Origin of the sequence: Tenacibaculum sp. Mcav3-52 (assembly GCF_022347665.1) — a bacterium.
Lineage (GTDB): Bacteria > Bacteroidota > Bacteroidia > Flavobacteriales > Flavobacteriaceae > Polaribacter > Polaribacter mesophilus.
The window spans coordinates 243,065-256,462 of the sequence record NZ_JAKRGE010000004.1 but is presented as its reverse complement, the minus strand read 5'-3'; the positions used below and the strand labels follow the sequence as shown (position 1 = coordinate 256,462).

Genomic DNA, 13,398 nt, shown 5'->3' with positions numbered 1-13,398 from the left:
TCCTTTTAATGAAGTGATAAAGTCGGCTTCGGTACCACTGTTTCCAGCATCTAACCAAACTTGATACGCAGATTTCCCGTCTACTCCATTCGTTCCCGCAGCTCCGGTATCTCCTTTTAAAGAGAGGATAAAGTCGGCTTCAGTTCCGCTGTTTCCAGCATCCAACCAAACTTGATACGCAGATTTTCCGTCTACTCCGTTGGTTCCATTCGTTCCCGCAGCTCCAGTGTCTCCTTTTAATGAAGTGATAAAATCGGCTTCGGTACCACTGTTTCCAGCATCCAACCAAACTTGATAGGCTGATTTTCCGTCTGATCCATTGGTTCCATTCGTTCCTGCAACCCCAGTGTCTCCTTTTAATGAAGTAATAAAGTCGGCTTCGGTACCACTGTTTCCAGCATCCAACCAAACTTGATACGCGGATTTTCCGTCTACTCCATTCGTTCCCGCAGCTCCAGTGTCTCCTTTTAATGAAGTGATAAAGTCGGCTTCGGTACCACTGTTTCCAGCATCTAACCAAACTTGATACGCAGATTTCCCGTCTACTCCATTCGTTCCCGCAGCTCCGGTATCTCCTTTTAAAGAGAGGATAAAGTCGGCTTCGGTACCACTGTTTCCAGCATCCAACCAAACTTGATACGCAGATTTTCCGTCTACTCCATTCGTTCCATTCGTTCCCGCAGCTCCGGTATCTCCTTTTAATGAAGTGATAAAGTCGGCTTCGGTTCCACTGTTTCCTGCATCTAACCAAACTTGATACGCAGATTTTCCGTCTGATCCATTGGTTCCTGCCGCTCCGGTATCTCCTTTTAATGAAGTGATAAAGTCAGCTTCAGTTCCACTGTTTCCAGCGTCTAACCAAACTTGATAGGCGGATTTTCCGTCTACTCCGTTCGTTCCCGCAGCTCCAGTGTCTCCTTTTAATGAAGTGATAAAATCGGCTTCGGTACCACTGTTTCCAGCATCCAACCAAACTTGATACGCAGATTTCCCGTCTACTCCATTCGTTCCCGCAGCTCCGGTATCTCCTTTTAATGAAGTAATAAAGTCGGCTTCAGTTCCACTGTTTCCAGCATCTAACCAAACTTGATAGGCTGATTTTCCGTCTGGTCCTGACGATGCAACTGAACTCCATAAACTACCATCAGAGCTATAAACATCTCCGGAATTAGTATCTACATATAAAACTCCTGTAACAGGATCTACAGAGTTATTAATAGGTGATCCTATACCAGTTAATAACTCATTCTCTTGCAAAAGAGATGATAAATCGACTGATTTAGAACTTGCATTTTCCAACTCAAGAGTAAGAATATTAGAGCTATTTAAGAAGAATTTTTCTATTTGTTGATTATCTACTTGTGTAGTAATCAGGTTTGAGACCGTGGTTATATCTACTAATTGTTCCCATAGCACTCCATTCCAATAATAAAATCCTTTTCCAGAATTTTTATTAGTGTTATAAACTAATAAACTTTCTTTAATTGTATTATTATTTACTGGTAATGATGTACTTAAATCATTAATATTTAATCTAGGTATTAATAAGCCTCTGGAATCTGATTTAATATCTAACTGAGCAGATAGACTAGGTGTTAAGGTTCCAATGCCTACTTGAGCAATAGTAGCTGTGCTTAAAACTAAAAGTACGAGGGTAGCTAATTTTTTCATTATTTACTTTGTTTGGGTGGGACTTCTTGATTATCATGTATAATATTTTATTAAATTGACTTTATTTTTTCTTAAGTATGATTAAATGCTTTTACTAGCACTGTATTAATAGGTAAAAGGTGACACCTGTAAAAAAACACTTAAAGTAAACTGATTTACAATACTCTAACCTCTTACAATTTAATAAAAAAAAATAATTTAGGTAAATATTACTTTTACTCTTTTTAATTATCAGGTAAATTTCCCTTAAGAAATAACTCTTTTGAATAAAGAAATAATTGAACTTTTAAGTAGTTTGATAATTATAAAATGGAAATATTAAACAACAAAAAAGCCTTACTAAAACTAGTAAGGCTTATTGTGATCGCGACAGGATTCGAACCTGTGACCGTCTGCTTAGAAGGCAGATGCTCTATCCAGCTGAGCTACGCGACCATTCTTTGTCGGGGTGGCAGGATTCGAACCTGCGACCTCCTGCTCCCAAAGCAGGCGCGATGACCGGGCTACGCTACACCCCGATTAGTGTCATCTACAACTTTTTGCGGAGAGACCGGGATTCGAACCCGGGCATCCCGAAGGATGACAGCTTAGCAGGCTGCTGCATTACCACTCTGCCACCTCTCCTTAATTCTTGTCGAAACGTGAATTAAAAATTGCGAGTGCAAATGTATAACTATATATACGTTTCTACAAATTTTTTTGCTAAAAAAATCACCTATTCTGGATACTCAACACGTAAGTGATAGATATTCATCAACTTATTCTTTATAATTTTTTTAATTTTTTCTATCTCTCTAAAAGTAATATCTGAATTTATGAACTGATTATCGTTTTTTTGCTTGTCTATAATCCTATCAATTAATACATCTATCGATTGTGCTGTCGGATTTTTTAAACTTTTAGAAGCAGCTTCTGCTGCATCACACATCATTAAAATAGCTGTTTCTTTTGAAAACGGAATTGGACCTTGGTATTGAAACTTCTGAATATCAACATCTGGATTGTTTTCTTGTTCTTGTTTATAAAAGTAATAAGTAACGCTTGTTCCATGGTGTGTACGAATAAAGTCTATAATTCTATCTGGTAGTTTATATTTTTTTGCTATTTCTATTCCGTTAATTACATGATCTAAAATAATACGTGCACTATCTACTGGTAATAAATCATTATGTGGATTAACTCCTGTGGATTGATTTTCGGTAAAATACATTGGTTTTACCATTTTACCAATATCATGATACAAAGCTCCTGTTCTTACTAACATAGAGTTCGCTCCTATTTCATTCGCTGCTGCTTCAGCTAAATTAGCCACCTGCATTGAATGTTGGAACGTTCCTGGAGCTTTTTCATTTAAATCTCTTAATAGTTTTGAATTTGTATTAGAAAGCTCTAATAATGTTACATCAGAAACCAATCCGAAAAGCTTTTCATAAAAATAGATAAAAAACACTGCTAAGAACGACAACAATCCATTTGCTGCAAATAACCCAAAGTACATCCAATTTATCTTATCTGCATTCCCTTCTTTTAGAATAGAAAAGGCAAAATAAGTAACCATGTAAATTAGTGTAATTTGTCCAATAGACATAAATAAACTTGCTCTTTTATACAGTTCAGAAACCGTTAATATAGTTACAATCCCTGCAATAATGTGTAAGTAAATAAACTCAAAACTATTGGGTACAATAAATCCTAACAACAATACGGTAAGTACATGAGTAAATAAACCTAATCTGGCATCAAAAAAAGCTTTTAGTACAATTGGTAAAATACTTAACGGAACTACGTACAAATAACCAGAATTGTATTTTACCACCATAGTTTGTACAAAAATCATTAAAAAGATATTGAAGAAAATAAAGGTTACTTTATTGTTATCATTAAAAGTCTCAAACCTATATCTTTCTAAAAATAATAATAACATTAACAATGCCAAGGCTACTAAAATTGTGTATCCGAATACAATCCAATAATAATTAGATTTTGTCCAAATTCTAGAGCTTGACGCTACTTCATACGACTTTAAGACATTATATTTCCTTCCTTCAACAATGTCTCCTTTTAAAATAATTAATTCTCCTTTTGAAACCTTTCCTTTAGCATAAGAAATACCTTGAAAACGTTCATTTAACTCCTTTTCACTGTATTTATAATCATAGGTTACGTTAGGGCGCAAATTATTTGACAAATAGTTTATTAACAGGCGTTGTTTATAGTACTGAAGTCCCTCTGTATTTGTTCTTAAAAAGCTTAAAATATCTTTTGACTGTACTAACCTTGAAAACAGAACATCATCAATGGAGTTTCCTTTACGTAAAACTATCACATCTTCTCTATCTGCTTTATCAATGCTTGCGTCATCTAAAAAACCATATACGTAAATTTTATTTATAAGCTTCTCTCCTTCTCTAATTAAGTCTCTAATTACGTTTGTTGATAATGAGTCAATACTCTTAACTTGGTTCGTAAATAAATGAGTTACCTCTTCTTTAATCGATGTATCAACTACAAAATATTTTTTTGAACTATTTTTAAGTTCGTTTTTTTCCTCTTCTATTTCTTCTGTAGTTTTTTGAATAGCAAAATCAAAAGGAGCATATAAATTGTCATATTGCCAAGGTTTTCCTTGTCTAAAATCGTACTTAAACTGTCCACCTTTAGGAAATAAATATACTATAGCAATTACCGTGATCAAAAACAATAATGCTTTGTAAATTACAGTATTATTTTTGTACAGTTTGTTAATTAAGTCGTTCATTTTTGATCTTTATAAAATGTAAATATAACCTTTCTCTATTATTTGAGTACTTGGCATAAAATGGTTATTTTCGCAAAACAAATCTTAATACAATTCACCCAATACATGAAATTAATAGCAGAAAATAATTATTAAGCGCTTAACAGCTTTGTTATTTTAGTCACTTTTGGTTATTGGGATAAATAAAAAATTAACAAATAGTAGCACATGAAAGAAGTAGTAATAGTATCGGTTGCAAGAACTCCAATTGGTAGTTTTTTAGGAACATTATCAACTACCCCTGCACCTAAATTAGGTGCTATAGCCATTAAAGGAGCTTTAGATAAAATTAACCTAAAACCAGAAATGGTTGAAGAAGTTTTTATGGGTAATGTTGTTTCGGCAGGTTTAGGACAAGCTCCAGCTCGTCAAGCGGCAATCTTTGCAGGAATACCAGATACTGTGCCTTGTACTACTGTAAATAAAGTTTGTTCGTCAGGAATGAAGTCTATAATGTTAGCTGCACAAACTATCGCTTTAGGTGATGCCGAAATAGTTGTAGCTGGAGGTATGGAAAACATGAGTATGATTCCTCATTACCAACACGCCAGAACAGGTTCAAAATTTGGACCTATTAAAATGGAAGATGGAATGCAGAAAGATGGATTAATGGATGCTTACGAACAAGTAGCTATGGGAGTTTGTGCTGATGAATGTGCTGTTGAATATAAATTTTCAAGAGAGGATCAAGATGCTTTTGCAGTTGAATCATATAACCGTTCTGCTAAAGCGTGGAGCGAAGGAAAATTTGCAGATGAGGTTGTTCCTGTTGAAATACCTCAACGTCGTGGTGAGCCTATTATCTTTTCTGAAGATGAAGAATACAAGAATGTAAAAATGGAAAAAATACCTGCTTTACGTCCTGCATTTACGAAAGAGGGTACAGTAACTGCTGCTAATGCATCAACTATTAATGATGGTGGAGCTGCTTTAGTATTAATGTCTGCTGATAAAGCTGCTGAATTAGGCTTAACTCCATTAGCAAAAATTAAAGGATATGCTGATGCTGCTCATGAACCAAAATGGTTTACAACAGCTCCTGCAAAAGCATTACCTAAAGCTTTAGCTAAAGCTGGAGTATCTTTTGATGATGTTGATTATTTTGAATTAAACGAAGCATTCTCTGTAGTTGGATTAGCAAATATGAAAATCTTAGGGTTATCTGCTGATAAAGTAAATGTTAATGGTGGTGCCGTTTCATTAGGACATCCATTAGGAGTTTCTGGAGCTAGAATTATTATTGCTTTAACTTCAATTTTAAAACAAAATAACGCTAAAATTGGTGCTGCCGGTATTTGTAACGGTGGTGGTGGTGCTAGTGCAATGGTTATTGAAAGAGTATAATTTTTTTAAAAGCCCCAACCAGTAGATGTCTTTCGGAATTTGTAATTTAAGTATTGTACCTCTTCGATCAGAGCCTTCTGATGCTTCAGAAATGGTAAATCAAGTTGTTTTTGGTGAGCACTTTGAAGTTTTAGAAAAAACTAAAAAATGGAGTAAAATACGGTTAGCTTTTGATGGTTATCAAGGATATGTTGACAATAAACAATATGAAGAAATTTCAGTAGAGGTACACAGTCTTTTATTAAAAGAAAAAAAACACTATGCCGGTGAATTAATTGATTTTATTACTGATAATAATAGTAATTTAACTACTATTCCTATGGGAGCTCGACTTCCTTTATTTAAAGACAATAAAATTAACATTAATAATTCCTCATTTTTATATGAGGGCAAAGTATGCAATAGTAAACTAGCAAAATCTGCAATTGTAGAAACCGCTTTCTTATTCTTAAATGTTCCTTATTTATGGGGAGGTAAATCGCCTTTTGGTATTGATTGTTCTGGGTTTACTCAAACAGTATATAAATTATGTGGATACAACCTTCTACGTGATGCAAAGGAACAAGCAACTCAAGGTGAAGTTTTGAGTTTTATTGAGGAAAGTGAGCCTGGTGATTTAGCTTTTTTTGATAATGAAGAAGGTATTATTACCCATGTTGGGATTATTATGAATGATTACAACATTATACACGCTCATGGAAAAGTTCGTATTGACAAGTTGGATCATAGCGGTATTTATAATATTGATACACATCAACACACACACAAACTTAGAGTAATTAAGCGTTTAGTTGAATAAATAGTTTTACAGATTACCTTATAAATTAGTTATAAAAAAAACCGAAATTCTAAAATTTCGGTTTTTTTTATAACTAATTTTTCTACTACTATTGCATTGATTTATATAAGTCTCTATATTCAGCCGCTTTATTACTCATTTCTAACACCTCATATAAATTCATTAAAGTTTTTACAGTATCTACATTTCTATTTAAACTATCTGCTTTTTCTAAAAATGGGATTGCTTCCTTATAAACTTCTTTTTGTTTAGCTGCTAACTCATCATATTTTTTAAAATTTGATAAGTTTTTATTCATTTCTTCTACAATAGCTTTTTCTTTATCTAAAACTACTACTGCTAAATTCATATAAGCATCTGCATAATCAGGTTTTAACTCAACTGCCTTCGTGTAATACTTCTTCGCATCATCCATTCTACCTTCATTGAAATTTACAACACCTAAATTATAATATAATGTTGGGTTTTCAGGGTCTAAAGCTACAGCTTCATTCATCAATTCTCCAAACTTATCCATTTTACCCATGTCAACATATAGTTGAGCTTCGTTTAAAATTAAATTTAAATCTTTTGGATTAGAAGCACGAGCATCTTTAAAAGCTGCAATAGCCTCATCTGTTTTTCCTTGCTCTTTTAAAATTAAAGCTACATTTTTAACAATTGTTGCTGATTTTGAATCTGAAGATTTTACGTCTGGTTTTACATAGTTTCCTGTTTTTACCATTAAGTCTCTTCTTGCCTTGTCATTTCCAAAACTTTCAACTTTTCCTGTAGTTTTATCTGTAGCTACATATTGCTTTTCAATACCTGTGTAACCTATTTTTTGTAATTCTCTATAGTACTCAATCGCTTTATCATAATCTTTAGCTTGGGTAGCAGCAACTGCAGCATTATAAGCAAAAGATGTATCTGTAGGACTTAACACATATGTCAAATAGAAGTCTTCAGCTGCATTTTTATAATCCTTTTTATTATTATATAAATCAACCGCTTTTTTAGAAACTTCTTGAATCATCTGATTTAAGATAGGCTTAGCTTCATCTGTATACTTGTTTTCTTTCATTGCTATTAAAGCATTGAAAGCTTCACCAGCATTCTTGTAATCTTTTTTTGCTGCTAATGCTTTACCTTTTAAGAAATAAAATTTAGATTTATATTTATCTTCTCCGTTCATCATTAAAGATCCTTCAATAGCATTTAAAGTATTTAATGCTGTTGTAAAATCTTGTTTTTTTATAGCTTTCTCAGCAGCTTTAAGTTCTGATTTTTGAGCAAATGCCCCTAACGACATTAATCCTAAAGAAAGGGCTAAGATTTGTTTTTTCATTTTTGTTATGATTTATTTATTGTTGTTCTTGACTATCATTTGTTTCATTTTCAATTTCCATGCCATCTTCTTCTTCATCTTTTTCATGCATTACTTTTGCTACAGCAGCAATATCATCATTATCTTTAATGTTAATCAGTTTAACTCCTTGAGTTGCTCTACCCATAACACGTAAATCTTCCACTGCCATTCTAATTGTTAGTCCTGATTTGTTGATAATCATTAAGTCGTTTGAATCATCTACATTCTTGATAGCGACTAAATTACCAGTTTTTTCTGATATATTCAACGTTTTAACTCCTTTACCTCCACGATTCGTTATACGGTAATCTTCTAATTTAGAACGCTTTCCATATCCTTTTTCTGAAACAACTAAGATATTACTTTCCATATCATTAACAGCAACCATACCAATTACCTCATCATTTTCATGCGATAATGTAATACCACGAACTCCCGAAGCTGTTCTTCCCATTGGACGTGTTTTAGCTTCTTCAAAACGAATTGCTTTCCCCGATTTAAGTGCTAGCATTACTTGGCTATCTCCAGTAGTTAACTTCGCCTCTAGTAACTCATCACCTTCTTTAATAGTTATTGCGTTAATACCATTAGCTCTTGGACGAGAATATTGTTCTAAAGGCGTCTTCTTAACCTGACCTCGTTTTGTTGCCATAATAACATAATGATTATTGATATAATCTTCATCTTTTAAATCACCTGTTACTAAGAACGCTTTTACCTTATCGTCTTGCTCGATATTTATTAAGTTTTGAATTGCTCTACCTTTGGTATTCTTTCCTCCTTCTGGAACTTCATATACACGCATCCAGAATACTTTTCCTTTTTGAGTAAAGAATAACATATATTGATGGTTAGTACCTACGAATAAATGTTCTAAGAAATCTTCATTACGAGTAGTTGCACCTTTTTGTCCACGCCCTCCTCTATTCTGAACCTTGTATTCATCTAAATTTGTACGCTTTACATAACCTGCATGAGAAATAGTAACAACAACTTTAGAGTTAGGAATCATGTCTTCGATACGCATATCTCCTCCTGCATACTCAATTACAGAACGACGATCATCACCATATTTCTCTTTGATATATAATAGTTCGTCTTTGATTATTTGATAACGTCTCGGCTCATTTGCAAGAATATCTTTTAAATCGGCAATAGTCTTAATAATTTCATCATACTCTGCTCGTAACTTATCTTGTTCTAGTCCTGTTAACTGACGTAAACGCATTTCAACAATAGCACGTGCTTGAATTTCTGTTAATTCAAAACGCTCTATCAATTTTTCACGTGCTTCATCTGCGTTAGAAGAACCTCTAATAATAGAAATTACCTCATCAATATTATCAGAAGCAATAATTAATCCTTCTAAAATATGTGCACGTGCTTCTGCTTTCTTTAATTCAAACTCTGTTCTACGAACAATTACTTCATGTCTATGCTCTACAAAATAATGGATTAACTCTTTTAAGTTTAACTGTTCAGGACGCCCTTTAACTAAAGCTATATTATTTACACTAAATGATGTTTGTAATTGTGTGTATTTAAATAGTTTATTTAAAACGATATTAGGAATTGCATCTCGCTTTAATATATAAACAATACGCATTCCTTTACGGTCAGATTCATCACGAATGCTTGCAATACCTTCCAGTTTCTTTTCATTAACCAAATCAGCAGTTTTCTTAATCATTTCTGCTTTGTTAACTTGGTAAGGAATTTCAGTAACAACTATACATTCACGTCCCTTAACTTCTTCAATAGTTGCTTTAGCACGCATTACAATACGTCCACGACCTGTATGGAAAGCATCTCTTACTCCATCGTAACCATAAATAATCCCTCCTGTTGGAAAATCTGGCGCTTTGATGTGTTGCATTAACTCATCAATTTCAATGTCGCGATTATCAATATATGCTACAGTACCGTTAATAACTTCTGTTAAGTTATGCGGTGCCATGTTTGTTGCCATTCCTACTGCAATACCAGAAGCTCCATTTACTAATAAGTTAGGAATACGTGTAGGAAGTACTGTTGGTTCTTGTAACGTATCATCAAAGTTTAATTTATGATCTACAGTATCTTTTTCTATATCAGATAACATCTCTTCTGATATTTTCTGCATGCGCACCTCTGTATAACGCATCGCTGCAGGGCTATCACCATCAACAGAACCGAAGTTTCCTTGCCCATCAACCATCATATAACGTACACTCCAATCTTGAGCCATACGTACCATAGAATCGTAAACCGAGGTGTCTCCGTGTGGGTGATATTTACCTAATACCTCTCCTACAACTCTTGCAGATTTTTTATATGCTCCTGTGGATTTAATTCCTAATTCATGCATACCAAACAAAACTCTTCTATGCACTGGTTTTAAACCATCTCTTACATCTGGTAACGCTCTCGATACTATCACCGACATTGAATAATCGATGTATGCTGACTTCATTTGCTCTTCAATGTTGATAGGAATCAACTTTTCGCCATCTGTCATATATTTTCTTTTAAAATATTAGTATTTATTTTCGTCAAAAAAGTGAATTTTACACTTGATAAAACCCACTTTTTAAAATGCTTTCTAGTTCTCCGCATTTTCTAAAACATTGCAAGATACTACAACCCTCAGTTTTACACAAAAAATATACTAACTGTTTTACGTTTATTTATTAACAATTTTATATGTTATATTAAACAATAATTTCTTAATTTACTCGTCAGAATGTCAGTTAAAAACTATTGGCATCTTTTTTGTAATTTTTAAGAAAAAAACTTACTAACTTTACAGAGATAGAAAATAAATATATGGACGATAATTTTTCACCACAGGTTAGAGATGTAATTACTTTCAGTAAAGAAGAAGCCTTAAGACTAGGTCATGACTTTATTGGAACAGAACATCTTTTGTTGGGTTTGATTAGAAAAGGTGATGGAAAAGCCATTGAAATATTAACAACTTTTGATGTTGATTTAGATTTAGTGCGTAATAAACTAGAAAAACTAAATCCGACAACCCCATCTTTTTCAAGCCCTCAAAGAAAGAGCTTACACCTTACCAGACAAGCAGAAAAAGCTATAAAAACAACCTTTTTAGAAGCTAAACTATACCAAAGCAATGCAATAGATACTGCACATTTGTTATTATGTATTTTGCGCAACGAAAATGATCCTACTACTAAATTACTTCAAAAGTATGATGTAGACTATGAGCAGGCTAAAAACTTGTACAAAGAACTACACGTAGATGATGACTCGTTTATTTCTCCTATAGGGGAAACACCTTCTGATGATGAATTTGCTGACGAAAAATCAAACCCTTACGGGCAACAACCTCAAAAAGGAAAGCAAGTTAAAAAATCTAAAACTCCAGTTTTAGATAACTTTGGGCGTGATTTAACAGCCTTAGCTGTTTCAGGAAAGTTAGATCCTGTTGTAGGTCGTTTAAAAGAAATTGAGCGTGTTTCTCAGATTTTAAGTAGACGAAAAAAGAATAACCCAATGCTTATTGGAGAGCCAGGTGTTGGTAAATCTGCTATTGCAGAAGGGTTAGCTTTACGTATTGTAGATAGAAAAGTATCACGAATTCTATTCGACAAACGCATCGTTTCTCTTGACTTAGCTAGCTTAGTTGCTGGTACAAAATACAGAGGTCAGTTTGAAGAACGCATGAAAGCTTTAATGAATGAGCTTGAAAAGAACGATGATATTATTCTTTTTATTGATGAAATTCACACCATCGTAGGTGCTGGTGGAGCTACTGGTTCGTTAGATGCTTCTAATATGTTAAAACCTGCTTTAGCCAGAGGAGAAATTCAATGTATTGGTGCAACTACTTTAGATGAATACAGAACAAATATTGAAAAAGACGGTGCTTTAGAGCGTCGTTTTCAAAAAGTAATTGTAGATCCTACTACCGTAGAAGAAACCATACAAATTCTACACAATATCAAAGGTAAATACGAATCGCATCATCATGTTTCTTTTACTGATGAAGCTATTGAAGCCTGTGTAAAATTAACCAACCGTTATATGACTGATCGCTTTTTACCAGATAAAGCTATTGATGCTTTAGATGAAGCTGGATCGAGAATTCATATTACAAACATTGTAGTTCCGCAACAAATTTTAGAATTAGAAGCGAAACTAGAAGAAATTAGAGGACGCAAAACTAAAGCGGTAAGCGGACAAAAGTACGAAGAAGCTGCAAAGCTTCGTGATGACGAAAAAAATATAGAAACAGCTTTAGAGTCTGCACAACAGCAATGGGAAGAAGATTCTAAACTACATAGAGAAACTGTTACTGAAGATAATGTAGCTGAAGTAGTATCGATGATGACAGGAATTCCTGTAAATCGTGTTGCCGAAGCAGAAAGTAGTCGTTTAGCAGAATTACCTCAATTAATAAAAGGTAAAGTAATTGGTCAAGATGAAGCTGTTACCAAAGTAGTAAAAGCTATACAGCGTAACCGTGTTGGGTTAAAAGACCCTAACAAACCAATTGGTTCTTTTATCTTTCTAGGTTCAACGGGTGTAGGTAAAACACAGTTAGCAAAAGTATTAGCTCGTGAGTTATTTGACTCTGACGATTCTTTAATTAGAATTGATATGAGTGAGTACATGGAGAAGTTTGCTATTTCTCGTTTAATAGGTGCGCCCCCAGGATATGTTGGTTACGAAGAAGGTGGACAATTAACTGAAAAAGTACGTCGTAAACCTTATTCTGTAATCTTATTAGATGAGATTGAGAAAGCACACCCTGATGTATTTAATATGCTGCTACAAGTCTTAGATGACGGGCATATAACTGATAGTTTAGGTCGAAAAATAGATTTTAGAAACACCATTATTATCATGACTTCAAATATTGGAGTTCGTAAACTAAAAGATTTTGGTGGTGGTGTTGGTTTCGGAACTTCTTCTAAAAAAGAACAAGAAGACGCCCATGCCAAAAGTATTATTGAAGGTGCTTTAAAGAAATCTTTTGCTCCAGAATTTTTAAATCGTATTGATGATATTGTAATTTTTAACTCTCTTGAACGTGAAAACATTCATAAAATTATTGATATTGAATTAGATAAATTACTAAAACGTATTGATGATTTAGGTTATAAGCTTACGTTAAGCGATAAGGCTAAAGATTATATTGCTGATAAAGGTTTTGATAAACAATATGGAGCTCGTCCATTAAAAAGAGCCATTCAGAAGTATATTGAAGATGCACTAGCTGAAGAAATTGTTAACTCTAAACTAGATGAAGGTGACGCTATCTTTATGGATTTAAATGAGCCTGAGCAAAAACTCATTATTAAAATAGAAAAAGGTGAAAAACCTACTGAAACTCGTACTGAAATAGACGAGGATTAATAAAACAAAAATCCCGAGTAAAAAATACTCGGGATTTTTTTATCTCCTACCTTAGCAATACTATCGTAGTGTTTA

At 33.7% G+C, this 13,398-nt stretch carries 6 protein-coding genes, 3 tRNA genes and 1 pseudogene; 3 read left to right on the top strand and 7 right to left on the bottom strand.

Annotation, left to right across the window (positions count from 1 at the left end):
* The 5 genes and pseudogenes from MHM83_RS12940 to MHM83_RS12920 all read right to left on the bottom strand — a co-directional run.
* Positions 1-1,671, bottom strand: a pseudogene (locus tag MHM83_RS12940) (hypothetical protein); the annotation flags it as partial.
* Between the two features lie 361 nt (positions 1,672-2,032).
* A tRNA-Arg gene (locus tag MHM83_RS12935) sits at positions 2,033-2,106 on the bottom strand.
* An 8-nt stretch (positions 2,107-2,114) separates the two neighbouring features.
* A tRNA-Pro gene (locus MHM83_RS12930) sits at positions 2,115-2,189 on the bottom strand.
* Positions 2,190-2,213: 24 nt separating this feature from the next.
* Positions 2,214-2,295, bottom strand: a tRNA-Ser gene (locus MHM83_RS12925).
* A 91-nt stretch (positions 2,296-2,386) separates the two neighbouring features.
* Positions 2,387-4,429 (bottom strand): HD family phosphohydrolase, encoded by a 2,043-nt coding sequence (locus MHM83_RS12920; RefSeq protein ID WP_239180153.1) that lies wholly within the window; start codon positions 4,427-4,429, stop codon positions 2,387-2,389.
* A gap of 207 nt (positions 4,430-4,636) precedes the next feature.
* Here MHM83_RS12920 and MHM83_RS12915 point away from each other — a divergent pair, with 207 nt between their 5' ends.
* Positions 4,637-5,812: an acetyl-CoA C-acyltransferase gene (locus MHM83_RS12915; protein WP_239180152.1), complete on the top strand. Its 1,176-nt coding sequence runs from the start codon at positions 4,637-4,639 to the stop codon at positions 5,810-5,812.
* Between the two features lie 25 nt (positions 5,813-5,837).
* The gene (locus MHM83_RS12910) at positions 5,838-6,611 is read left to right on the top strand and encodes a C40 family peptidase (protein ID WP_073181379.1); all 774 of its coding nucleotides are present in this window, start codon (positions 5,838-5,840) and stop codon (positions 6,609-6,611) included.
* A gap of 88 nt (positions 6,612-6,699) precedes the next feature.
* On the opposite strand, the gene MHM83_RS12905 is transcribed toward MHM83_RS12910, so the two are convergent.
* Together MHM83_RS12905 and gyrA are read right to left on the bottom strand one after the other, a co-directional pair.
* Complete coding sequence (locus tag MHM83_RS12905; protein WP_173361126.1) at positions 6,700-7,938, bottom strand: tetratricopeptide repeat protein; 1,239 nt, start codon at positions 7,936-7,938, stop codon at positions 6,700-6,702.
* A 16-nt stretch (positions 7,939-7,954) separates the two neighbouring features.
* Positions 7,955-10,456 carry a DNA gyrase subunit A gene (gene gyrA, locus MHM83_RS12900; RefSeq protein ID WP_047789770.1) on the bottom strand — a complete coding sequence of 834 codons (2,502 nt, stop codon included), beginning with the start codon at positions 10,454-10,456 and terminating at the stop codon, positions 7,955-7,957.
* Positions 10,457-10,764: 308 nt separating this feature from the next.
* Between gyrA and MHM83_RS12895 the strand changes: the two genes are divergently transcribed.
* Entirely contained in the window at positions 10,765-13,323 is a 2,559-nt protein-coding gene (locus MHM83_RS12895) for an ATP-dependent Clp protease ATP-binding subunit (RefSeq protein WP_047789771.1), read from the top strand.
* Positions 13,324-13,398: the final 75 nt, after the last annotated feature.